This window comes from Frigoribacterium endophyticum (assembly GCF_011759585.1).
GTDB classification, from domain to species: domain Bacteria; phylum Actinomycetota; class Actinomycetes; order Actinomycetales; family Microbacteriaceae; genus Frigoribacterium; species Frigoribacterium endophyticum.
In genome coordinates this window covers 1,452,176-1,474,328 of sequence record NZ_JAAOYV010000002.1, presented here as the reverse complement: position 1 = coordinate 1,474,328, position 22,153 = coordinate 1,452,176, and the positions used below count along the sequence as shown (strand labels likewise).

At 74.4% G+C, this 22,153-nt stretch carries 25 protein-coding genes and 1 tRNA gene; 21 read left to right on the top strand and 5 right to left on the bottom strand.

Annotated elements, in window-relative coordinates:
* Nucleotides 1-132: 132 nt before the first annotated feature.
* The 5 genes from FHR77_RS14405 (at nucleotide 133) to FHR77_RS14385 (ending at nucleotide 4,010) form a co-directional block, all read left to right on the top strand.
* Nucleotides 133-420 (top strand): hypothetical protein, encoded by a 288-nt coding sequence (locus tag FHR77_RS14405; RefSeq protein ID WP_167261177.1) that lies wholly within the window; start codon nucleotides 133-135, stop codon nucleotides 418-420.
* An 85-nt stretch (nucleotides 421-505) separates the two neighbouring features.
* Nucleotides 506-1,600 carry an alanine dehydrogenase gene (gene ald / locus FHR77_RS14400; protein ID WP_056058535.1) on the top strand — a complete coding sequence of 365 codons (1,095 nt, stop codon included), beginning with the start codon at nucleotides 506-508 and terminating at the stop codon, nucleotides 1,598-1,600.
* A 162-nt stretch (nucleotides 1,601-1,762) separates the two neighbouring features.
* A complete protein-coding gene (locus FHR77_RS14395) occupies nucleotides 1,763-2,035 on the top strand; it encodes a hypothetical protein (RefSeq protein ID WP_056058532.1) in 273 nt (90 codons plus the stop codon).
* A 440-nt stretch (nucleotides 2,036-2,475) separates the two neighbouring features.
* Nucleotides 2,476-3,249: a hypothetical protein gene (locus FHR77_RS14390; protein ID WP_167261175.1), complete on the top strand. Its 774-nt coding sequence runs from the start codon at nucleotides 2,476-2,478 to the stop codon at nucleotides 3,247-3,249.
* 47 nt (nucleotides 3,250-3,296) lie between these two features.
* Nucleotides 3,297-4,010, top strand: coding sequence for a GAF and ANTAR domain-containing protein (locus FHR77_RS14385; RefSeq protein WP_167261173.1), 714 nt, complete (start codon nucleotides 3,297-3,299; stop codon nucleotides 4,008-4,010).
* On the opposite strand, the gene FHR77_RS14380 is transcribed toward FHR77_RS14385, so the two are convergent.
* Both FHR77_RS14380 and FHR77_RS15665 read right to left on the bottom strand, forming a co-directional pair.
* Entirely contained in the window at nucleotides 4,000-4,335 is a 336-nt protein-coding gene (locus FHR77_RS14380) for a DUF7882 family protein (protein ID WP_056058522.1), read from the bottom strand. The two genes, FHR77_RS14385 and FHR77_RS14380, sit on opposite strands and share 11 nt — an antisense overlap.
* A 13-nt stretch (nucleotides 4,336-4,348) precedes the next feature.
* The gene (locus FHR77_RS15665) at nucleotides 4,349-4,705 is read right to left on the bottom strand and encodes a hypothetical protein (RefSeq protein WP_208380839.1); all 357 of its coding nucleotides are present in this window, start codon (nucleotides 4,703-4,705) and stop codon (nucleotides 4,349-4,351) included.
* A gap of 271 nt (nucleotides 4,706-4,976) precedes the next feature.
* On the opposite strand from FHR77_RS15665, the gene FHR77_RS14370 reads away from it, so the two are divergent.
* The 4 genes from FHR77_RS14370 to FHR77_RS14355 all read left to right on the top strand — a co-directional run bounded on the left by FHR77_RS14370 (nucleotide 4,977) and on the right by FHR77_RS14355 (nucleotide 7,508).
* The gene (locus tag FHR77_RS14370; protein WP_156370189.1) at nucleotides 4,977-5,120 is read left to right on the top strand and encodes a hypothetical protein; all 144 of its coding nucleotides are present in this window, start codon (nucleotides 4,977-4,979) and stop codon (nucleotides 5,118-5,120) included.
* Between the two features lie 94 nt (nucleotides 5,121-5,214).
* Nucleotides 5,215-5,376, top strand: a complete 162-nt coding sequence (locus FHR77_RS14365; protein ID WP_167261171.1) for a hypothetical protein — start codon at nucleotides 5,215-5,217, stop codon at nucleotides 5,374-5,376.
* 292 nt (nucleotides 5,377-5,668) lie between these two features.
* Nucleotides 5,669-6,124 (top strand): MarR family winged helix-turn-helix transcriptional regulator, encoded by a 456-nt coding sequence (locus FHR77_RS14360; protein WP_056058516.1) that lies wholly within the window; start codon nucleotides 5,669-5,671, stop codon nucleotides 6,122-6,124.
* A gap of 211 nt (nucleotides 6,125-6,335) precedes the next feature.
* Nucleotides 6,336-7,508, top strand: coding sequence for an NAD(P)-binding domain-containing protein (locus FHR77_RS14355; protein WP_167261169.1), 1,173 nt, complete (start codon nucleotides 6,336-6,338; stop codon nucleotides 7,506-7,508).
* Nucleotides 7,509-7,611: 103 nt separating this feature from the next.
* Here the strand turns inward: FHR77_RS14355 and FHR77_RS14350 are convergent.
* A tRNA-Gly gene (locus FHR77_RS14350) sits at nucleotides 7,612-7,682 on the bottom strand.
* 231 nt (nucleotides 7,683-7,913) lie between these two features.
* On the opposite strand from FHR77_RS14350, the gene FHR77_RS14345 reads away from it, so the two are divergent.
* The 7 genes from FHR77_RS14345 (at nucleotide 7,914) to FHR77_RS14315 (ending at nucleotide 12,788) form a co-directional block, all read left to right on the top strand.
* Nucleotides 7,914-8,078 carry a hypothetical protein gene (locus FHR77_RS14345; protein WP_167261167.1) on the top strand — a complete coding sequence of 55 codons (165 nt, stop codon included), beginning with the start codon at nucleotides 7,914-7,916 and terminating at the stop codon, nucleotides 8,076-8,078.
* Nucleotides 8,078-8,356, top strand: a complete 279-nt coding sequence (locus FHR77_RS14340) for a hypothetical protein (protein WP_167261165.1) — start codon at nucleotides 8,078-8,080, stop codon at nucleotides 8,354-8,356. The genes FHR77_RS14345 and FHR77_RS14340 overlap by 1 nt, the downstream gene beginning before the upstream one ends.
* Before the next feature lie 552 nt (nucleotides 8,357-8,908).
* On the top strand, nucleotides 8,909-9,385 hold the full coding sequence (locus tag FHR77_RS14335) for a hypothetical protein (protein ID WP_167261163.1): 477 nt from the start codon (nucleotides 8,909-8,911) through the stop codon (nucleotides 9,383-9,385).
* 168 nt (nucleotides 9,386-9,553) lie between these two features.
* The gene (locus FHR77_RS14330; protein ID WP_167261161.1) at nucleotides 9,554-9,913 is read left to right on the top strand and encodes a DUF7882 family protein; all 360 of its coding nucleotides are present in this window, start codon (nucleotides 9,554-9,556) and stop codon (nucleotides 9,911-9,913) included.
* A gap of 196 nt (nucleotides 9,914-10,109) precedes the next feature.
* Nucleotides 10,110-10,991 (top strand): manganese catalase, encoded by an 882-nt coding sequence (locus FHR77_RS14325; RefSeq protein WP_167261158.1) that lies wholly within the window; start codon nucleotides 10,110-10,112, stop codon nucleotides 10,989-10,991.
* 151 nt (nucleotides 10,992-11,142) lie between these two features.
* Nucleotides 11,143-11,622 carry a hypothetical protein gene (locus FHR77_RS16230; RefSeq protein WP_056058485.1) on the top strand — a complete coding sequence of 160 codons (480 nt, stop codon included), beginning with the start codon at nucleotides 11,143-11,145 and terminating at the stop codon, nucleotides 11,620-11,622.
* Nucleotides 11,623-11,642: 20 nt separating this feature from the next.
* Nucleotides 11,643-12,788, top strand: a complete 1,146-nt coding sequence (locus FHR77_RS14315; RefSeq protein WP_341777395.1) for a zinc-dependent alcohol dehydrogenase — start codon at nucleotides 11,643-11,645, stop codon at nucleotides 12,786-12,788.
* Between the two features lie 44 nt (nucleotides 12,789-12,832).
* Here FHR77_RS14315 and FHR77_RS14310 read toward each other — a convergent pair whose 3' ends face one another.
* The gene (locus tag FHR77_RS14310; RefSeq protein ID WP_167261154.1) at nucleotides 12,833-13,642 is read right to left on the bottom strand and encodes a TSUP family transporter; all 810 of its coding nucleotides are present in this window, start codon (nucleotides 13,640-13,642) and stop codon (nucleotides 12,833-12,835) included.
* An 81-nt stretch (nucleotides 13,643-13,723) separates the two neighbouring features.
* Entirely contained in the window at nucleotides 13,724-14,551 is an 828-nt protein-coding gene (locus FHR77_RS14305) for a LysE/ArgO family amino acid transporter (protein WP_341777394.1), read from the bottom strand.
* 91 nt (nucleotides 14,552-14,642) lie between these two features.
* On the opposite strand from FHR77_RS14305, the gene FHR77_RS14300 reads away from it, so the two are divergent.
* The 5 genes from FHR77_RS14300 to FHR77_RS14280 all read left to right on the top strand — a co-directional run bounded on the left by FHR77_RS14300 (nucleotide 14,643) and on the right by FHR77_RS14280 (nucleotide 21,902).
* Entirely contained in the window at nucleotides 14,643-15,563 is a 921-nt protein-coding gene (locus FHR77_RS14300; RefSeq protein WP_056058475.1) for a LysR family transcriptional regulator ArgP, read from the top strand.
* Between the two features lie 312 nt (nucleotides 15,564-15,875).
* Nucleotides 15,876-17,282, top strand: a complete 1,407-nt coding sequence (locus FHR77_RS14295) for an APC family permease (RefSeq protein ID WP_167261152.1) — start codon at nucleotides 15,876-15,878, stop codon at nucleotides 17,280-17,282.
* A gap of 176 nt (nucleotides 17,283-17,458) precedes the next feature.
* On the top strand, nucleotides 17,459-18,343 hold the full coding sequence (locus FHR77_RS14290; RefSeq protein ID WP_167261150.1) for a Rieske (2Fe-2S) protein: 885 nt from the start codon (nucleotides 17,459-17,461) through the stop codon (nucleotides 18,341-18,343).
* A gap of 146 nt (nucleotides 18,344-18,489) precedes the next feature.
* Nucleotides 18,490-18,978 carry a hypothetical protein gene (locus FHR77_RS14285; protein ID WP_167261148.1) on the top strand — a complete coding sequence of 163 codons (489 nt, stop codon included), beginning with the start codon at nucleotides 18,490-18,492 and terminating at the stop codon, nucleotides 18,976-18,978.
* A gap of 275 nt (nucleotides 18,979-19,253) precedes the next feature.
* Nucleotides 19,254-21,902: an ATP-dependent Clp protease ATP-binding subunit gene (locus FHR77_RS14280; protein WP_167261146.1), complete on the top strand. Its 2,649-nt coding sequence runs from the start codon at nucleotides 19,254-19,256 to the stop codon at nucleotides 21,900-21,902.
* Nucleotides 21,903-22,153: the final 251 nt, after the last annotated feature.

Here is a 22,153-nt window from a genome sequence, read left to right as displayed (position 1 = left end):
GGAGTCAACCGTACCGCCGACCCTGTCGCCGGGGCCCCGTGACGTGCGACCATCGGAGCACGAGAGATCGTTCCCCCGGACCCCGGGAGCGGCGGACACGCGGCCTCGGCCGCTCTACCGGACGAGGTCACCGTGAACGTCACCAGCCTGAGCATCGACGGCCAGCTCTACCACCTCGACCCCTCGGTCGACGTGGGCGCCCTCAAGGCCCGCATCTCGGCCGTCGCCCGACAGGGAGCGGACTTCGTCGACTTCTCGACGGTCGCGCACGGCCTGGTCTCGGTGCTCGTCACGGCGTCGAGCGTCGTGCGCCTCCAGTCGGTGCCGACTGAGCCCGTCGACGCGGCCCACGAGCCGGAGGAAGCCACGGACTGGGCGCGCATCGACGCCGCCATCGACTTCGACGAGTACGCCTGGTAGCCCCCGCGTCGCCGACGGGCCACGATGGAGGCACCCGGTCACCCGACAGAGACGTCGACACGACCGCGAGACGGACGGAGCCCCCATGCGCGTCGGCGTGCCCACCGAGATCAAGAACAACGAGGCCCGCGTGGCGATCACGCCCGCCGGGGTCGACGCCCTGGTGCGCCGGGGCCACGAGGTGCTCGTGCAGTCGGGGGCGGGCCTCGGCTCGCGTCTCTCCGACGCCGACTTCGCCGCGGCGGGCGCGACGGTCGTCGACGGCCCCGCGGCCGTGTGGGACGCCGCCGACCTGCTCGTCAAGGTCAAGGAGCCGGTCGCCGAGGAGCACGCCCGCCTCCGCGCCGACCAGGTGCTCTTCACGTACCTGCACCTCGCGGCCGACCGGGCCCTGACGGAGGCGCTGGTCGCCTCGGGCACGACCGCGATCGCCTACGAGACGGTGCAGCTGGCCGACCGCTCGCTGCCGCTGCTGCAGCCGATGAGCGAGGTGGCCGGGCGGCTGTCGATCACGGTTGGGGCGTACCACCTGATGCGCGCCTCCGGCGGTCGCGGGACCCTGCTCGGCGGCGTCCCGGGCACCCCGCGCGCGAAGGTCGTCGTGATCGGCGGGGGCGTCGCCGGCGAGCACGCGGCGGCCGCCGCCGTCGGCCTGGGCGCCGACGTGACCGTGGTCGACCTGTCGCTGCCGCGCCTCCGCAGCCTGGAGGCGCGCTTCGACGGGCGCGTCGCCACGCGGCACTCGTCGCCGTGGGAGATCGCGGCGCAGGTGCGCGACGCCGACCTCGTGATCGGCTCGGTGCTCGTGCCGGGGGCCGCGGCGCCGAAGCTCGTGACCGACGAGATGGTCGCCGGCATGAAGGCCGGCGCGGTGCTCGTCGACATCGCGATCGACCAGGGCGGCTGCTTCGAGGGGTCGAGACCGACGACGCACGACGACCCCACCTTCGCGGTGCACGACGCCGTCTACTACTGCGTCGCCAACATGCCCGGCGCCGTGCCGGAGACGTCGACGCGGGCGCTCACGGCGGCGACGCTGCCCTACGTGGCGGCGCTCGCCGACCACGGCTGGCGTGCGGCGACCGAGGCGGACCCGGCCCTCGCGCTCGGGCTCAACGTCGTGGGCGGGCGCGTCACGAACGCCGGGGTCGCGACGGCGCTCGGGCTGCCGCTGGGCTAGGCGAGGGAGGGCCCGCCGGAGGGCGCGCCGCAGCGTGCTCCCGAGTGCCTCGGCGCGACGCGCCGGTGTCCGCGGGCGACGCGCCGGAGCGCTTGCGGACCGTCGGAGGGGCTGCCTACACTCGACCCCTGTTCGAACACGTGTTCGAGAGAGGCGGCCCTGATGAACATCTCCACGACCAGATCCGACGTCGCGCTCTGGTTCGTCGACGAGGTGCCCGACCGGCTCGTGCACGACGGGGTGCGGTACCGCGTCTCCGACATGCCGACGAAGCTCTTCGACGAGCCGACCTTCGTGCACGCGCTCATCACGCACCCACCACGGCAGTTCGTCGGGTGGCGGTTCCAGGCCACCGACGGGGTCGGCACGACCCACATGTTCGAGGTGCTGCGCGACGCCGCGGGCCGGTGGGTGCTGGGCCGCGTCTACGACTGAGGCGAGGCCGCCCCTCGACCGAGGTGACTCGATCTGGGCCCTGGGAGTCCGTGACGATCCAGGACGCGACATCTCGCGTGGGTCGCCCACCCCCCGCCCGGCGTCGGCACCTGAGTCACGAGTTGTCGACAGGGTGTGGATGACGTGTGGAGAACCTGTGCCGACACGCCGCCCGCCCCGTGGAGAACTGGGGACAACTGGGGACAAAGGTGTGGAAATCACACCGGTGTAATTCACTCATAGCTCTGTGACCAGCACTTTCGGCGAGGGCTAGCCCTGTGGATAACTCTCGATCTCGCGCTCGACTTGTCCACATCGCGGGAGGGGGACGGATGCGGTAGGTGCGACCTGAGGCCGGTCGCAGGTCGCGGTGCCAGACTCGCCGCAGCGATCTCCCGGCGCCCGTGCCCGCGGCGCCGTCCACCCGAGGAAGGACCGCCGTGCCCAAGGACGACAAGACCCCGAAGAACTCCGACGCGGGGAAGGGCTCCGCCAAGGGGGCCACGAAGAAGGGCTCCGCGAAGGGCGGCTCGAAGGCCGCCGAGGCCGAGACCCGCGCTCGCGAGGCCCTGCGCGCCGCGAAGGCCGCCGTCGCCGAGGCGCGCGCCCGGTCGGCGGCGCTGACCACCGTCACGCGGCCGGGCCTCGACGACCTCGCGCAGCAGCTCGTCGTCGTCGAGGGCGAGATCAAGGCCGCGACCCGTCGCGCCGAGAAGGCGGACGCCCAGCGCGCCGAGCTCGAAGAGCGCCGCGCCGCCGCCCGGAAGGCCCGTGCCCGCGCCGAGAGGAAGGCCGCGAAGGCCGACGCCGCCCGCGAGGAGGTCGCCGCGGCCGAGAAGGCCGCCGCGAAGGCCGCCCGCCGCGCCGAGAAGGCCGCCGCGAAGGCGTCGCGCAGCACGGCGGCCACGGCACCCGGCGCTTCGTCGACGCCGACGTCCGGCCCGGCGGCCGTCGCGACCGGGGCGCCCGCCGGCACCGCGACTCCGGCAGCCACCGCAGCCACCGGCTCCGCGCCCGTCGACTACGCCCTGCCGCTCCCCCCGAGCGACGACACGACGGTGACGCGCGAGGACGGCAGCGAGGCCCGCGAGGACCTGCACGCCCAGACCCTCGTGCACCTGCGCGGCCTCGCCCGCGCGGCGGGGCTCACGGGGTACTCGCGCCTGACGAAGACCGCGCTGGTGGCGAAGCTGCAGGAGCTCCCGGTTCGGTGACCGGACATCGGCGAGCGAGCCGCGGTCTCCGTTCGTAGGGTCGGTGCATGAGCGCTGATCAGAGGGAGATCGACCTGGCCCGCGTTTTCGTCGACCTGGCGGACTCGCTCCGGGGAGGGCACGACGTCATCGACACGATGGACGTGCTCGTGCAGGCGACCGTCACGCACACCCGCGCCTCCGAGGCGGCGGTCGTCCTGGCGGACGCCGGCGGCTCCCTCCACGTCGTCGCCTCGACCTCGGAGCGCTCCGTCGACGTCGAGGAGGCGCAGATCGGCACAGCCTCGGGCCCCTGCGTCGCCGCCTACGCGGACGGCCACCTGCTCGAGGTGCCGGACGTGCACGGGGTCGTCGACCGCTGGCCGGAGTTCGTCGAGACGGCCGAGGCGTCGGGCCTGCGCGCCGCCGTCGCCATCCCGCTCACGGTGCGCGACCGGACCATCGGCGGCATGAACGTCTTCCTGCGCGAGGCGGGGCGCCTGAGCGACGTCGAGCTGGTGCTGCTGCAGGCGATGACCCACGTGGCGACGATCAGCGTGCTCCAGCAGCGCGACTCCGACGCCCGCGACGAGCTCGCCGACCAGCTGCAGCGGGCGCTCGACGCCCGCGTCACGATCGAGCAGGCGAAGGGGTTCCTCGCCTACCAGCACGAGACGGGGGTGGACCAGGCCTTCGCGCTGATCCGTGACCACGCCCGGCGACACCGGGTGCGCCTCCGCGAGGTCGCCGAGGGCGTGGTGCGTCGCGAGCTCAGCCTCTGACCTCCGGCGCCGAGGCCCCGGTGGCCGAGGCCGGCTCGGGCAGCACGTGCAGGCCGGGGCCGCTGTCAGCGGAGGCGGCGAGCGCCCTCAGCCAGGCGGGGTTGATCGCCGGAGGGCGGCTGCCGGCGAAGCGGAAGCGCAGGCTCACGGTCGGGAAGACCCAGATGGTGCTGCGCCCGTCGCCGGACGCCGCGGGCTCCTTCCACGAGAAGGCGAAGCTCTCGTGGCGGCGCAGCTTGGCGACCATGACGATCTGGAGGTGCGCCAGCACGCGGTCGTCCATCTGCACCTCGGCGGTGCCGCGGTCGTAGATCAGGTGGCCCACGGTCGTGCCCCGCTCAGGCGCCGGGCACGGCCGCGTCGTCGACGGCGGTGTCGTGCGGGGCGTGGTCGGCGTGCTGGTCGTGGTCGTGGTCGTGGAGCTGGTCGGGCGCGGCGTTCGGGTCGTGGGCGCCGTTCTCGGTGGCGGGGCCGGAGGCGCCCTGCGGCAGGCGCGCCTGGTCGAGGATCGCGACGGCGTCCGCCGCCGAGATCGACCAGGTGATGGTCGCCGTGACCGTGGCGCTGCCGCCGGCCCCGATGTCGTCGCTGAGGAAGTCGACCCGGACGTCGGAGACCGACTGGTCACGCGCCGGGACGCCCTCGACCGCACGCACGATGACGCCGTCGTCGTAGGGCAGGTTGGAGATGGCCATGGTGCTCGGTCCGTTCGTCGGGTCAGGGACGGGGCTGCCGCCTCCTCCAGTGTCCTCCTCCGGGGCGGGGGCCGTCAGGCGCTCCTCCCGTCCGTTCGGCGCGCTCCGCGACGCAGTTGTCCGGAAAGCGAAGTGTCTAGGAGGACTAACTAGCTGGACTAGCTAAATCATGTCAGCATCTCACTCGTACCGGTTCACGGCGGTACGGCCCGACTTCACGGCGGGCCACCCGCAACGACGACGGCGCAGGGCCGTCAGGAACGAGAACGACATGAGCATCACGAGCCAGTCTCCGTTCACGGAGATCCGAGCCACCGAGCGCCAGGCCACCCTCTTCGTCATCGCGACCTCGGCGGTCGCCGCGTGCGGCACCGTCGTCGCCGGCATGCTCGTCGCCCTCGGGGTCGCCGCGTGAACGCCCCCGGCGCCGCAGCCACCTGGTCGGACCTCGCGCTCCCCGCGACCGAGCCGCTCGACCTCGCCGACCTCTTCCGGGCGGAGGCCGCCTGATGGACCTCCGGTCGCTCACCCACGAGGCGCTCGTCGCCGCCGTCTCGGGTCGCCTGGTCGGCCCCCAGTCGCTCTCGGCCGCCGAGGTGCAGGCGTTCTCCGCCAGCCCCGTCGAGGCCCCCTCGGCCCGCCCCGAGCACGCGAGGATGGAGGCCGCCTGATGCCCTTCTCCACCCGCGCCCTCGCTCCCGAGCTCGAGCACGTCTCGTACTTCGACACGTCGATCGACGACGACGACCTCGACTGACGCCTCCCCCGAGGCACACGGCACCACCCGCACGGCACCACCCGCACGACAGCAGCACAGGACGACCGCACGACAGCATGACGACGACCGCACGACCCCGCTCGACCACCGCCTCCACCAGGGCCGGCAGCGCGCGGGCGACGCCCGACGGGCGTCACACCGAACACCGTCACCCCCGACGGCCTGATCACCCAGAGGACCCCGCGATGCCCCAGCGAATCCAGGCAGCCCGCCTGCACGCCTCCCTCGAGAGCTACCGGATCACCGAGCAGCGTCTCGACCGGACGGCTGGGTCGTCGCCCCTGCCGCGGACGGAGCGGGACGCCCTCGCGCTAATCCTCGCCGCGGAGGCCACCGAGCAGCCGATGACGCCGGGCGCCCTCGCCGCGACCCTGGGCTTCACCACCCCCGCTGTCTCGAACCTGCTGCACCGGCTGCAGGACGCCGGGCTCGTGCTCTGCGAGGCCGACCCGAGCGACCGTCGCCGCAAGACCGTGCACACCACGCCGGAGGGGCGCGACGCCTGCGAGACAACCACGACGGTGCCGCCGGTGCAGGAGTTCCTCATGCAGGTGCCCCCGGAGCAGGCCGAGGTGATCAGCGCGTTCCTCGACGAGCTGAGCACCGTGATCGCGTCGCAGGCGGAGCGCGTCCCGCGCTGACGCTCGAGCCCTCGGACGTCGAGGTGACCCGTCCTGGGCCCTCCGCGGCTCGCAGGCCCCAGATCGGGTCATCTCGACGAGGCGCGGCTCGTCAGTTGCCGATTCCAGGGCCTGAGAGCGCTCATCTGCCCCTCGAGATGGCAACTACCGCGGCTCAGGTACCGTCGACGTGTCGAGGGGCATGCCCGCACCGAGGGACGAGGAGGCGCGGATGAGCGACGCGACGCCGGCCCCGACCTCGGTCCCGACCCGCGGGCGGTCGTCGGCGCCCCGCCGCGCGACCGTCGTCGTGGTCGGCGCCGGCCAGGCCGGGCTCTCGGCCGCGCACCACCTGGCGCGGCGCGGGTTCGGCTCCGCGCTCGACGACCCCGACCCCGACGGAGACGCGGCCCACACGCTCGTCGTGCTCGACGCGGACGACCGACCGGGAGGCGCGTGGCAGCACCGCTGGGAGTCGCTGCACATGGGCACCGTCAACGGCATCTTCGACCTGCCGGGCATGCCGCTTCCGCCCGTCGACCCCGACGAGCCGAGCCGCGACGCGGTGCCGCGGTACTTCGCCGCCTACGAGGAGCGCGCGCGGCTGCCGATCGTGCGGCCCGTGCGCGTGACGGCGGTGCGGGCGGTCGACGACGACCCGGGCGGTGACCTGCTCGTCGAGACGACGGCGGGCACCTGGCTCACGCGCGCGGTCGTCAACGCCACCGGCACGTGGAACACGCCCGTCGTGCCCGACCTGCCGGGCCGCGAGCTCTTCGCCGGCCTGCAGCGGCACAGCCGCGACTACCGACGGGCCTCGGACTTCACGGGCCGGCGAGTCGCGATCGTCGGCGGCGGCATCTCGGCGGTGCAGCTGCTCGAGGAGGTCAGCCGGGTCGCGACGACCCTCTGGTACACGCGACGCGAGCCCGTCTTCCTCGACCACGACTTCACGCAGAGCCTCGACGGCGTCGACGTCGAGCGCCGTGTCGCGGCCGACGCGGCGGAGGGCCGCCCGCCCGCGAGCATCGTCTCGTACACCGGGCTCGGCTGGACGAGCTACGCCGTGCAGGCGCGGCGCCGGGGAGTCCTCACCCGTCGCCCGATGTTCACGGCGCTCGGCCCGCACCACGTGGTCGAGGCCGACGGGTCGAGCACGAGCGTCGACGCGGTCATCTGGGCCACGGGGTTCCGGGCCGACCTCGACCACCTCGACCCGCTGCGGCTGCGCGGGCCGCTCGGCGGGGTGCCGCTCGTCGGCACGCGGGCCCGGGCCGACGAGCGCGTGCACCTGATCGGCTACGGGCCGTCGCAGTCGACCGTCGGAGCCAACCGGGCGGGCCGCGCGGCGGCGGTCGCGTTGGTGCAGCGGCTGGGTGCGGGGACGGGGGCGGCGCGGCGGTGACGGCGGGGCCGAGTGGTCGCGACGTGCTGCTGCCCGGCTCGTGACGAGCAATTCGCGACCGCTCGCGCCGGTGAGGCGAGCACAGCGAGGGACGAGCGAGGAGAGCGAGTGACGGGAATCGAACCCGCGCTACCAGCTTGGGAAGCTGGAGTTCTACCATTGAACTACACTCGCGCGCCGCGGAGAGGCGGACTCCCCCACTATAGCGACCCGCGACTCCTCGGTCTGTGCGCCCGCCCGACGGCCCGCCCGACGGCCCGCTCACGACGTCGCGTCCCCCGTTCCACCCGGTGTCCCCCGGTCGGGGGCCGGTTGTCAAGGGCCTGCACCGATCCGTCCACCCGCTTAGCGTCGAGGGGACCACCGGGGCCGACTGGGCGGACCCGGGCGACAGAGGAGAACCTCATGAGCCACTACGTCAGCGATCCTGACGCCCGACCGGTCAAGATCACCACCTACCCGCCGCGGCCGCGGCGCCGCACCACGCCGGGCCAGCGCTCCACCCACCGCGACGAGGTGCGCTACGGCGACTTCTTCGTCGCCGAGTCCGCCGCGAGCGGGGTGGCCTGATGACCCTCGCCGGTCAGACGTCGACCGCGCAGCAGCTGGTGCGCGTGCCGCTGACCGACGTCGCCGACGTGCACCTGCACCGGATCGACGACGGCCAGTGGCGGGTGCTCGACCGGCGCCTGCCCCCCGACGACGTCGCCGCGCTGCTCGGCTTCGTCGAGCGCACCGGGGGCCTCTACGAGGTCACGCTGATGGGGCGGCCGCGAGACCACGTGCCGTGCCCCGACCTGCGCTGCGCGGCGTTGACGTTCGTCGAGCACGGGGTCGAGCTGGGCTGAGCCGTGCGCCCTGCTCGGGCGGCGCGGTTCGGTGCGGTCGCGGGCACGGGCGGCTCTCCACGGCACGTCCCAGCTCCGGACCGAGATCCGCCCCGAGAAGTACGGTCCACATCCGCTGATCCACTCCGGAGTGGAGCAGCCTCCGCCCTCCCGCCACGTCGAGAGCCGCCGATCCACTCCGGAGTGGAGCAGCGATCCGGGCGACCGACCTGCGGCCGCCCGGGCGGCCCAGCCCGCCCGGCCCAGCCCGGCCCGGGTGGCAGGCCGGTCCTCGCGACCGGACCGCGACTCCCCGGGGGATCCGAGAGGGATCCGGCCCGCCGCGGCCGTGTCAGGCGGGAGCCGCGGGCCCGCGGCACGGATCACTCGCGAATTCGGCAGGGACGGAGGAGCGGAGAGACCCTCAGGCCGCGCCGGGGACGACGGCCGGGCGCTGCGGGAGCCGACGACCGGGCCCGGCGGGGCCCGCCCACCGGGGGACGAGACGGGCCCAAGGGCAAGGGGGCCTGTGAATACGGGCGGAGCGGGGGCCGTCCTCCTAGCGTCGGCCTCATGATCACGAAGAAGACCCTGCTGCCCCTCGCCGCCCTGCTGATGCTGCCGCTCGCGGGCTGCACCGGAGGCGCGCAGAACACGGACCCCGCCGGCGACGTGCCCGGCTCGTCCGCCACCCGCACCGACCCGGGCCAGGCCAACGACGCCGCGTGCACCCGCATCGGCGCGACCGCCCTCTCGACCCTCGCCGACGGCGCCACCGACGACGTGCTGCTCGGCTACGCCGTCCAGGAAGGCGACACCTGGTACGTCGCGGCGCCCCTCGGCGAGAACAACGTGCTGAGCGACACCATCGGCCTCTGGACCACGACGGGCGACGTCGAGTCGGACGACTTCGACGCGACCTTCGAGTCGGCCAACGACGACGCCGCCGAGAACTCGTCGTTCACCCGTGCGACCGACGCCGACGACGACTCCGACGCCGCCGAGCAGGCGCTCTCGTGCATCGAGGACGCCGACGACACGGCCCGCTGAGCCCCGCACCGTCAGGAGGACGAGCGCGACGGGCACCTGACGGCGGCCGGGGCGGCCGTCCGGGGCGCCAGTGCGCCTTCCGGTCACCACGGTGCGCAGCGCTCGGCCTCCTGGCACCATGGGACGGAAGGGGCCTGCGCCCCTCGTGCCGAGGAGACGGGAGGCACCGTGGGCTACCTGACCTACGACGGCGGCACCGCGGAGGTGCAGCTGGACGACCGCGTGCTGGCCCACCTCCAGATCGTGATCATCACCAAGATCCGCCGCCAAGAGAGCTTCGTCTTCTCCTGGAAGGAGCCCGCCTCGGCCGGCGACGGCCGCAGCAGCGTGTGGATCCACCCGACCGTCAGCCTGCGCTTCTCGTTCGCCGGCAGCCGACCGCCGACCATCAACCCGCGGTGGATCGCCGTGCTCACCGAGTCGGCCAACAGCGGCCAGGGCCTCCAGCTCCTCCCCGAGCCGCCCGTCGGCGCCGCCGGCGAGGCGACCCCGACGACGTCCGTCGCGACCGGGGCCGAGGGCGCCTAGCCCCGCTGAGCCCCGCTGAGCCCCGCTGAGCCCCGCTGAGCCCCGCTGGGCCCCGCTGAGCCCGCGCAGGGTCCCGCACCCCGCACCTCCCGTCAAGCCCGTTTGGCGATGCGTGCCCCGGCGAGCGCTCCCCTGGGTGTCGCCCCGCGCCTCCCGGCGTGGTGTGGGGGTCCATCCACTCGACGAGAGGACCCCCATGTTCTTCCACAAGCAAGAGCTGCAGCACAGCGCGACCCCCGACGCCCCCGACGCCGTCTACGCCCGCAAGCTGCAGGAGGTGCTCGGCGGCCAGTACGGCGAGATCACCATCGCCATGCAGTACGGCTTCCAGGCCTGGAACACCCACATCCCCGGCAAGTACCGCGACCTGCTCTTCGGCATCGCCGCCGAGGAGTTCGGCCACGTCGAGATGCTCGCGATCATGATCTCGCAGCTGCTCGAGAAGGCCCCCGTGGGCCTCACTGACGAGGCCGTGCAGAACGACCCCGTCATGGCGGCCGTGATCGGCGGCACCGACGTGCAGCAGGCCATCGTCGCCGGCGCCGGCGCCCGCCCCGTCGACAGCATGGGCAACCCCTGGCAGGGCGCGTTCATCACGTCGAGCGGCAACCTCCTCGCCGACTTCACCGCCAACGCGAACGGCGAGATGCAGGGCCGCCTCCAGGCCGCCCGGCTCTACCACATGACCGACGACAAGGGCGTGAAGGACCTCCTGAGCTTCCTCATCGCCCGCGACACCATGCACCAGAACCAGTGGCTCGCCGCGATCCAGGAGCTGCAGGACGACGGCATCGAGCAGTTCCCGGTGCCGAGCACCTTCCCGCAGTCGAAGGAGGACCAGACGGTGAACTACCAGTACCTCAACTTCTCCGACGGCGCGCACGCGAAGGAGGGCTCGTGGGCCAGCGGACCCACCCCCGACGGCAAGGGCGAGTTCAGCTACCACGACGGCCCCACGACGACGGCGCCGATGCCCGCGCCGACGACGCCCGACGAGCGCTTCCACGGCACGACCGGCAAGTCGCCGCTGCTCGAGAAGACGAAGGGCGCCGTCAAGGACGCCCTCCACAAGGGCTGACCCGGCCCTCCCTCACCAGGACCCCGTCCCGGACGAGCTTCCCCGCCCGGGACGCCCGCCCGGGGCGGGGTCCTCGTGCATCCCCCACCCTGACGACGAAGGAGTCGCGGGTCGGCTCGTCCGCACCCGCCCGCCCCCGAAGGAGATCACCATGAACAAGAGCACCCTCGCCCTGCTCGGAGCCGGCGCGGGCGTCGCCGCCTCCGCGGCGGCGGCCGCCGCGGCCCTGGCCCGGCGCCACGCGGAGAAGCAGCCCGTCGCCGACGGCTGGAAGTCCGTGACCGTCCTGGCGACGCCGGACGACATCGCCCCGGGCGGCGTCGTCGGGCCGCCGTTCGACCGGCTCGCGGAGGTCGTCGAGACGCGCCTCCTGCCGGCCCCCGGCGACCGCGGCACCGAGCTGCACGCGCGGGTGCTGCCCGGCGGCCGGGCCGAGGCCGTCGTCCGCGAGCAGCTCGGCGGCGACCCCGCCGACACGCTGCGCCGGGCCCTCCGCGAGCTCAAGACGCGCGTCGAGACGGGCGAGGTGCTGCAGCAGCTGCCGCGGCCCGAGGGGCGCCGGAAGCACACGGTCGCGGGTGCCCTCGTCGACGGCGCCGAGCGTCGCGCGTTCGGGGCGGGTGCGCTGTGAGGGCGCTCGTCTGGAACGGGGTGAACGACCTCCGTGTCGAGCAGGTCGACGAGCCGCGGCTGCTCAACGCCCACGACGCGATCGTCAAAGTGTCGCTGACGACCTCGTGCGGCAGCGACCTGCACCTGCTCGGCGGCTACGTGCCGACGATGCGCTCCGGCGACGTGCTCGGTCACGAGTTCGTCGGCGAGGTCGTCGAGGTCGGCTCGGCCGTGCGCCGGCACGCCGTCGGCGACCGGGTCGTCGTCAACTCGTTCATCGCCTGCGGCCGCTGCTGGTACTGCCGGCAGGAGCAGTACTCGCTCTGCGACAACGGCAACCCGAACGCGGGCATCGCCGAGGGCCTCTGGGGCCAGTCGCCCGGCGGCTGCTTCGGCTACTCGCACGCGGTCGGCGGCTGGGCGGGCAGCCACGCGGAGTACATCCGCGTGCCGTACGCCGACGTCGGGGCCTTCACCGTGCCCGAGTCGGTCAGCGACGAGCGAGCGCTGTTCGCCTCCGACGCGGCCCCGACCGGCTGGATGGGCGCCGACCTCGGCGGCGTGGGGCCGGGGTCGACCGTGGCCGTCTGGGGCGCCGGCGGCGTCGGGCAGATGGCGGCCCGCGCCTCCCTGCTGCTCGGGGCGGAGCGCGTCGTCGTCATCGACCGCCTGCCCGAGCGCCTCGCCCAGGTGCGTGACGTGATCGGCGCCGAGACGATGGACTACACGCAGGTAGAGGTGCTGCCCGAGCTGCGCGAGCTCACCGGCGGCCGGGGCCCCGACGTCTGCATCGAGGCCGTCGGCATGGAGGCCCACCGCGACCGGCCCGACTTCGGCTACGACATGGTCAAGCAGCAGCTGCGGCTGCAGACCGACCGGCCCACGGCCGTGCGGGAGGCCGTGATGGCAGCCCGCAAGGGCGGCAGCGTGTTCGTGCTCGGCGTCTTCGGCGGGGTGGTCGACAAGTTCCCGCTCGGGGCGCTGATGAACAAGGGGCTGACCATGCGCGGGGCCCAGATGCACGGGCAGCGGTACACGCCGATGCTGCTCGAGCGCATGGCCGCGGGCGAGCTGACCACCGAGCACCTCGCGACCCACGTGATGCCGCTCGACGAGGCGCCGCGGGGCTACGAGATGTTCAAGGAGAAGGAGGACGGCTGCGTGCGGGCGGTGTTCCGCCCGTAGCGGCGCCGAGGAGGCGCGGGCCGAGAGGGGCGGGCGGGGGCCCCTCAGAGGAGGCCGGTGAGCCCGCTGGTCACCAGCGTCGCGCCGCCGAGCAGCGCGACGCCCAGGGCGACCGCCCGCACGACGGGGGCGGGGACCCGGTGGCCCAGCGCGACTCCCGCGGCGGCTCCGGCAAGGAGGCCGACCACGGCCCAGGCGAGCGGGGCCAGGGGCAGGCCGGCCGGGACTGCCGCGCTGGCGGCGACGGCGGTGGCGGAGGCGGTGGCGGTGGCGGCGCTACCGCCATCGCCAGCGCCGTCGCCGACGAGCACCAGGACGGCGAGCGTCACGAGGTTGAGCGGCAGCGAGAAGGCCTGGAGGGTGGCGCTCATCACGCGCGGCTCCCACCGACGCTGCGCGGCGAAGATCGCCACCGGCGGGCCCGACGCCGCGGCGAGCGTGTTGAAGACGCCGCTGGCGGCACCGGCCGCGACCGCTCCGCGGGTGCCGTCGAGCCAGCTCAGCTCGCGGCGCGCGATGACGAGCGCGGTCGCGACGACCACGACCGACCCCGCGAGCAGCGAGAGGAGCGGCGTGCGCACCGACTGCGCCAGCAGGGCGGTCGGCACGACGAACAGAGCGGCGGGCACGAGCAGCCGCAGCGCGTCGCCGAGGCGGACGTGCCGCCACGAGCGCGCGAGCACCACGAGGTTCAGCACGATCGACATGACCAGCACCACGCGCACGCCGGGGCCGTGACCGAGCACCAGCACGAGCAACGGCGAGCAGACGAGCGCGAAGCCGAGCCCCGAGGCGACCTGGCACGCGGCGCCGACGGCGACGACGAGCAGCACCGCCACGCCCAGCCAGTCCATGTGCCCCCCGCCGTGAGCCTACCGACCGGGCCCGCGCCTCCCGGGCTCAGCGCCCCTGGCCGCGCACCCCGACCTGCAGCGTCAGGCGCCGAGCAGCAGCTCCAGGCCGAGCGCGGTCATGACGACGGCGATGAGCCCGTCGAGGATCCGCCACGACGACGGCCGCGCGAAGAAGGGGCGCAGGAGGCGCGAGCCGAGGCCCAGCGCCGCGAACCACGCGAGGCTGCCCGCGATCGCTCCCCCGGCGAACCACCACCGCAGGTCGCCCTCCTGCTGGTTGGCCACCGAGCCGAGGAAGACGATCGTGTCGAGGTAGGTGTGCGGGTTGAGCCAGGTGAGGGCGAGGACGGTGAGGACGGCCGTGCGGCGGCGGACCGGGGCGGAGCCGGGCGCCCGGCCGGGGGTCGACGAGCGGGCCGGCGCCGGGGCGGCGACCGTCGCGACCGAGCCTGTGGCGGGGCTGGCGACGGAGCCGCTGAGGGGTCCCTCGACCGGGCCGGTGGCGCCGACGGGCTCGAGGGGCCCGGAGCCGGGGCCGCCCCCGGGCGCGGCGGGCGTGCCGGGCGCGGGGGCCTCGTCGGGTCCGTCGACCGTCAGCCCTCCGACCGGTCGCAGCGCCCGACGGGCGGCGAACCCGGCGTAGACGAGGAGGAACGCCGCCCCCACGACCCGCACGACGACGAGCGCCTGCGGAGCAGCGGCGACCACCGCGCCGACCCCGGCGACGCCCGCCGTGATGAGCACGGCGTCGCTGAGGGCGCAGATGACGATGACCGGCACGATGACGCGGTTCACGCCCTGCAGCCCGAGCTTCAGCACGTAGGCGTTCTGGGCGCCGATCGCGACGATGAGGGCGAGCCCGGTGCCCATGCCCGTGAGGGAGGTCAGCAGCAGCGTGGAAGTGGTCACCCGGCGACGCTACGTCCGCGCCGCGCATCTCTCCAGCTACAGATCGTCATGCCGCATAAGCTGTGCTGATGATGACACCGGAGCCGCGCGGATGACGCCGTTCGCTCTCGACCACCTCGAGACCCTGCGCGCCATCGTCGACGAGGGCACCTTCGAGGCCGCGGCCCAGCGGCTGCACATGACGCAGTCGGCCGTCTCGCAGCGCATCAAGGCGCTCGAGCGCACCGCGGGCCAGGTGCTGCTGCAGCGCACGACCCCGGTCGTGCCGACCGCGGCCGGCGACGTCGTGCTGCGCTACGCCCGCCAGGTGCAGCTGCTCGCCGCCGACACGGCGGCCGAGCTGGGGCACGGAGCACGAGGAGGCGCCTCCGACGCGGGTGCGCCGCCCCCGTCGCTGGCCCTGGCCGTCAACGCCGACTCGCTCGCCACCTGGTTCCTCGACGCGCTGGCGTCGCTGCCGCCGGAGGCGCCCGTGGTGTTCGACATCCGGCGCGAGGACGAGGAGCGGACGACGACCCTGCTGCGCCAGGGCGACGTGCTCGCGGCGGTGACGTCGACGAGGGAGCCGATCCAGGGCTGCACGTCGGAGGCGCTCGGCACGATGCGGTACCGCGCGGTGGCCAGCCCCGGCTACGTCGACCGCTGGCTCGGCGGGGTGCCGTCGATCGGCAGGGTCGACGCGACGCCGATGCTCTCGTTCGACCGCAACGACGACCTGCAGCGGGGGTTCCTCCGCCGGGCGCTCGGCTACGACCCGCGCCCGCCGCGGCACTACGTGCCCTCGTCGTCGGACTTCGTGCGGGCCGTCGGGCTCGGCCTCGGCTGGGCGCTGCTGCCCGACCAGCAGAGCGCCGACGACCTCGCCGCCGGGCGGCTCGTCGAGCTGTCGCCGGGCGACGTGGTCGACGTCGAGCTCTGGTGGCAGCGCTGGACGCTGGCCTCCCCCCTGCTCGACCGCGTCTCGGCGGCCGTCCGGGCCGGCGCCGCCGGGGCGCTGCTGCCGCCCGCCTGAGCGGTGCGGCGCCCGGCCCGCCCTGCCGCACTCGGGCCGAGCCCTTCGCGAGCGGGCGGGTCCGTGTCCTCGTGGGCGGGCCGGCGCTGACCCGCCCAGGAGGACACGGACCCGCCGCACTGCCGACACCACCCGGTCCGACGCGAGGCGGGCGGCGTCAGCCCCCGTGCAGGCTCAGCACACGGCAGCGGCGCGGCGCAAGCCCCTGACGCGATGAGGCCCCGCGTGCAGGGCCGGTGGTTGCCTCGGTGGGCGCCGGGGCGCGGCCGACAGGACGGCCGGTCCCGACGGCGCCCGCTGCCAGGAGGACACATGACCACGCCCGCCCGACCCGCCGCCGCCTCCTCGGAGCCGGCCCGTCCCGAGGGCTCGACCCGCGACTCCGGCACCCCGGGCGCCGACGGCGCCGCCAGCAGCTCGAAGCTCAAGCAGGCGATCACCGGCCCGCTGCTGTACCTCTTCATCCTCGGCGACGTGCTCGGCGCCGGCATCTACGCCCTCATGGGCACGCTCTCGGCCGAGGTCGGCGGCGCGCTCTGGGCCCCGCTGCTGCTCGCCCTGCTGCTCGCGCTGCTGACCGCCGGCTCGTACGCCGAGCTCGTCACCAAGTACCCGAAGGCCGGAGGCGCGGCGATCTTCGCCGAGAGGGCGTTCCGTCAGCCGGTGATCTCGTTCCTGGTCGGCTTCAGCATGCTCGCCGCCGGCGTCGTCAGCGCCGCCGGCCTCTCGCTCGCGTTCGCCGGCGACTACCTGTCGACCTTCGTCGACCTGCCGACCGTGCCGACCGCCGTCGCCTTCCTCGCCCTCGTCGCGTGCCTCAACGCCCGCGGCATCAGCGAGTCGCTCAAGGGCAACGTCGTGATGACCGTGATCGAGGTGAGCGGCCTCGTCATCGTGATCGTCGTCGTCGCCGTGATGCTCGGCAGCGGCGGCGGTGACGTCGGCCGCGTCGGCGAGTTCCCGGCTGACGCGAACCCGGCGATCGCGACCCTCGGCGCCGCGATCATCGCCTACTACTCGTTCGTCGGCTTCGAGACGAGCGCCAACATCGCCGAGGAGGTGCGCGAGCCCCGCCGCGTCTACCCCCGCGCCCTGTTCGGCGCCCTCGCCACCGCCGGCGTCGTCTACGTGCTCGTCGGCCTCGCCAGCGCGATCGCCCTGCCCGCCGACGAGCTCAGCGGCTCGACCGGCCCCCTGCTCGACGTCGTCGCGGCCAGCGGCGTCGCCGTGCCGTCGTGGCTGTTCAGCCTCATCGCGCTGATCGCGGTCGCCAACGGCGCCCTGCTGACCATGATCATGTCGAGCCGCGTCACCTACGGCATGGCCGAGCAGGGGCTGCTGCCCCGCCCGCTCGGCGCCGTGCTCGAGAAGCGCCGCACGCCGTGGGCCGCCATCCTCGTCACGACGGCCGTCGCGATGGGCCTCACCCTCGTCGGCGACATCGGCACGCTCGCCGAGACGGTCGTGCTGCTGCTGCTCTTCGTGTTCATCAGCACGAACGTCGCGGTGCTCGTGCTGCGGAAGGACCGCGTCGAGCACGAGCACTTCCGGGTCTGGACGGCCGTGCCCGTGCTGGGCGTCGCCTCCTGCATCCTGCTGCTCACCCAGCAGAGCGCCCAGGTGTGGCTGTTCGGCGCGATCATGCTCGCCGCGGGCGTCGTGCTCTACCTGCTCGCGAAGCTCGGCAGCCGCCGCGGCGCGGGCGTCGAACGGGCCTGAGGCGCCCGGACCGCACCGACCTCGCGTCGTCCGCGACGCGAACAGTTCCGGCCCGGGCCGGGCACCCGGCGCCCCGCCGGTGTCGACTCGGGGCACGGCACGACCCACCGACCGCACGACCGCCCGCGGCACAGCAGCCGCGGCGCACGACAGCCCGCGAGGGCGGAGGAGGCACCATGCGCGAACTCAGGATCGTCAAGGCACTCGAGGCGGTCGAGCGCGAGAAGAGGCTCGACCCGCTCGTCGAGAAGGTCGCCGGCGTCGTCGACGCCGTGCTGCAGCCCCGGGCGCTGCGCGACCTGCTGCACGGCGTGCCCGCCGGCCACCCGCTGCACCCCGTGATGGTGCTCGTGCCGACCGGCGCGTGGATCAGCGCGGCCCTCCTCGACCTGATGCCCGGCCAGGAGCGCCCCGCCCGCACGCTCGTCGGCGCCGGCGTGCTCGCGGTCGCGCCCTCGGCCCTGGCCGGCTTCGCCGACTGGTCGGCCACGCACGAGCAGCAGAAGCGCACCGGGCTCGTGCACTCCGCGGCCAACCTGGTCGGCACCGCGCTCTACGGCGCCTCGTACCTGCAGCGGCTACGCGGCAGGCAGACGAGCGCCAAGGTGCTCTCGTTCGCGGGCCTCGGCGCGGTGGGCCTCGGCGGCTTCATCGGCGGGCACCTCGCCTACCGCCAGGCCGTCGGCGCGAACCACGCGGAGGACGTGCCGCACCTCGTCTCGCCCGGCTGGCACGAGGTCACCCGCCTCGACGCCCTGCCCGAGGGCGAGCTGACCGGCCTCGACCTCGACGGGCAGCCGCTCGTCGCGCTGCGTCGCGGCGACGAGGTGGAGGTGCTCTCGAGCGTCTGCAGCCACCTCTCCGGCCCGCTCTCCGAGGGCGAGCTCGTCACCGACGCGGGGAAGCCCGGCGAGGCCTGCGTCTCGTGCCCGTGGCACGACAGCGTCTTCTCGATGCGCACCGGCGAGGTCGTGCACGGTCCGGCGACGTCGCCGCAGCCGCGGTTCGACACCCGCGTCGTCGACGGAACGGTGGAGGTGCGGCTGCCCGACGCGGGCTGACCGCCCGGCCGACCCGCGCCCCCGGCAGGCCCTCGCTCCCGCTCCGGGGCGGTGGGGAGCCCGCCGGAGGCGCGGTGCGCGTAGTGCACGGACGCCCCGCGAGCAAGGGCGAGCACGGCCGGGCCCCTCGTGGTTCGGTCGATCCCATGAGACGACTCCACTACTCCGGCAGCTACATGCTGGTCGGTGACCGCACCTGCAAGGCCGTGCTCCGCTACGCGAGGGCGCTCGCCGAGGCCGACACCTCCGACATCGTGTCGGTGCCCGTCGTGACCGAGGGCGGCAGCAAGGCCTACGCGCACCTGCTCATCGGCCCGGCGAGCCAGGTGTTCTCCACCCCGGTCGAGAACAGCCAGGACGAGCCCGTCGACGAGGACGTCATCCGCGACCTCGAGGAGGCGACGCTGCGCCTCCAGCCCTCCCGGCCGGCCTGGCCGCAGGAGATGCTCGACATCCCCGACCTCGACAGCGACAGCTACGGCGCCGAGTACGCGAACGCGCCGGGCGCCGACGCCGAGGGCGACGAGGGCGACGACCAGGGCAAGGCGAGCGCGCACACCAGCGGCGCCGAGGCCGCCGCCGGGCCCGACGGCGCCACGGACGAGCACCTCGCCGGCGCCCGCACCGGCTCCTGACCCGCTCTCTGTCGCAAATGCCGACCGTCGCAGGCTCGGTCGGGTCGCAACAGGGGGAAAACCCTGTACAGCAGCGCTGATGGTCGGCATCTGCGACACCGAGTGGGCGAGACGACGGAGGGGCCGGAGGCGCGGGGGCGGCGAAGTGAGCCACCCGGCGACCTGATGTGGCGGGTTGAGTCAACTCCGCTCAACTTTCTCCGCCGACCGGGAATGACCCGGGCCTCCCTGCGTTTACTTGAGTCGCAGCCACTCAAGTTTCCCCAGGAGGTCCCATGCCTGCACAGTTCGGCTCCGGCGACGGCGGCTCGTTCGACGAGTTCCTCGCCCGCCTCATGAACGGCGCCCGGTCGGGTCAGACCGGACGCCCCGTCGACATCTCGCGCCTGCTCAGCAGCGCCGCCCACGGGCTCGTCACCCGGGCCGGCGAGTTCGCCACCAGCCGTGGCCACGCCGAGGTCGACTCCCTGCACGTCCTGCGGGTGCTCCTCGACGAGTCGCCCGCCGCCGACGTCGTCCGCCACGCGGGCGTCGACCGCGACGCCCTGCTCCGAGCCGTCGACAGCCGCCTCCCCGGCCCCTCGTCCGACACCCCCAGCACCGTCGCCCTCACCCCGGCCGCCCAGCGCGTCCTGCTCCAGGCCGCCCAGGCCGCCCGCGCGTTCGGCTCGACCTACGTCGACCCCGAGCACGTCTTCTTCTCGCTGGTCGTCGACCAGCAGTCGGTCAGCGGGCAGCTGCTCGCCGCCGCGGGCGTCACCCCGCAGGCGCTCCAGGCGTTCGTGCGCGACGGGTCGCCGACCGGCGGGTCGACCGCGGTAGGCGCCGCAGGCGCGGCCGGGAGCGGAGCCGGCACGGGCACCGACGCGACCGGTGCCGGCGACCCGGCCCGCGACTCCGGCACGCCCACCCTCGACCAGTACGGCAGCGACCTCACGGCCCGCGCCCGCCGCGGCGAGATCGACCCGGTGATCGGCCGGGCCGACGAGGTCGAGCAGACCGTCGAGATCCTGCTGCGCCGCACGAAGAACAACCCGGTGCTGATCGGCGAGCCCGGCGTCGGCAAGACCGCGATCGTCGAGGGCCTCGCCCAGCGCATCGTCGACGGCGACGTGCCCGAGCTGCTGCAGGGCAAGCGCGTCGTCACGCTCGACCTCGCCGGCATGGTCAGCGGCACGCGCTACCGCGGCGACTTCGAGGAGCGCCTCACGACGGTCGTCGACGAGATCGCCGCCCACCAGGGCGAGCTCATCGTCTTCCTCGACGAGATCCACACGGTCGTCGGGGCCGGCGGCAACGGCGACGGCACCATGGACGCCGGGAACATCCTCAAGCCCCGCCTCGCCCGCGGCGAGCTGCACCTCATCGGCGCGACGACGCTGAAGGAGTACCGCACGATCGAGAAGGACGCCGCCCTCGAGCGCCGCTTCCAGCCCGTCACGGTGCCCGAGCCGAGCGTCGACGACGCCGTGCTCATCCTCACCGGGCTCGCCCCGCGCTACGAGGAGCACCACGGCGTGGCCTACACGCCCGAGGCCCTGCGCGCGGCCGTCGAGCTGTCGGCGCGCTACGTCAGCGACAGGTTCCTGCCCGACAAGGCGATCGACCTGATCGACCAGGCCGGCGCGCGTCGTCGCCTGCGCCTCGGCGGCCGGGTCGACACCGCGGCGCTCCAGGCGCGGCTCGCCGAGCTCGAGTCGTCGAAGCACGCCGCGGTCGCCGCGGAGCGCTACGAGGAGGCCTCGCACCTGCGTGACGAGATCGAGGCCGTGCAGGAGTCGCTGGCCGCGGCGGTCGGGAGCGGTCACGCCGACAGCACGGCGGCGGTCAGCACGGAGGCGGTCGGCACGGAGATCACCGCGGCGGACGTCGCCGAGATGGTCGCGCGCGCCACGGGCATCCCGGTCGCTCGCCTCACCGACGGCGACCGCTCGCGGCTCGCCCTGCTCGAGCAGGAGCTGCACGCCCGGGTGGTCGGCCAGGACGACGCGGTCACCGCGATCGCCAGGTCGGTGCGACGCAGCCGGACGGGCCTCGGCGACCCCGCCCGCCCGACCGGGTCGTTCCTCTTCCTCGGGCCGACCGGCGTCGGCAAGACCGAGCTGGCGAAGGCCCTGGCCGAGTCGCTCTTCGGCGACGAGGGCGCGATGATCCGGCTCGACATGAGCGAGTACGGCGAGCGCCACACGGTGAGCCGCCTGGTCGGCTCCCCTCCCGGCTACGTCGGCTACGACGAGGCCGGCCAGCTGACCGAGCGCGTGCGGCGGAACCCGTACTCGGTGATCCTGCTCGACGAGATCGAGAAGGCGCACCCCGACGTGTTCAACCTGCTGCTGCAGGTGCTCGACGACGGGCGGCTGACCGACGGCCAGGGCCGCACGGTCGACTTCCGCAACACGGTCGTCGTGATGACGTCGAACCTCGGCTCGGAGTTCCTCGCCTCGCGCGGCGGAGCCCTCGGCTTCACGCCGGCCGGGCCCGTCGGCTCCGACCCCGCGGCCGGGAACGGCTTCGGGTCGGAGAAGGCGCTGCGCGACCGCGTCATGGGCAAGCTGCGGGAGGCGATGCGGCCCGAGTTCCTCAACCGCATCGACGAGATCGTGCTCTTCCGCAAGCTCGACCGGGCGCAGCTGCGCGACATCGTGCGCCTGCTGCTCGGGGCGACCTCGCGTCGCCTCGAGGCCCAGGGCATCGCGGTCGAGGTCGACGACGCGGCCACCGACTGGATCGTCGACCACGGCTACGAGCCCGAGTTCGGCGCCCGGCCGCTGCGCCGCACGATCCAGCGCGAGGTCGACGACCGGCTCGCCGACCTGATGGTCTCCGGCGCGGTCGCGGCCGGCGGGCGCGTGCTGGTCAGCGTCGGCGACGACGGCGAGCTCGTCGCCCGCCCCGTCGCGGCGGAGGTCGCGAGCGCGGCGTAGCCGCGGGGGCGGCTGCGGCGTAGCCGCGGCTGCGGGACTGCGGGACTGCGGGAGGCGCGGTGTCGGTCTGACCGGCACCGCGCCTCCGTGCGTCCGCCGCCGTGACCCTGCTCTCGCGCTCTCTTCTCAAATTTGAGCGTGATCCGCCGGATGACGAGGCCGGAGCCGCGCCACCCGGCTCCTCGACGACGGATCCCTCTCGCATTCCTCCGATCCACCGCACAGCCTCGGACTCGGACTCGGGCGCGGGC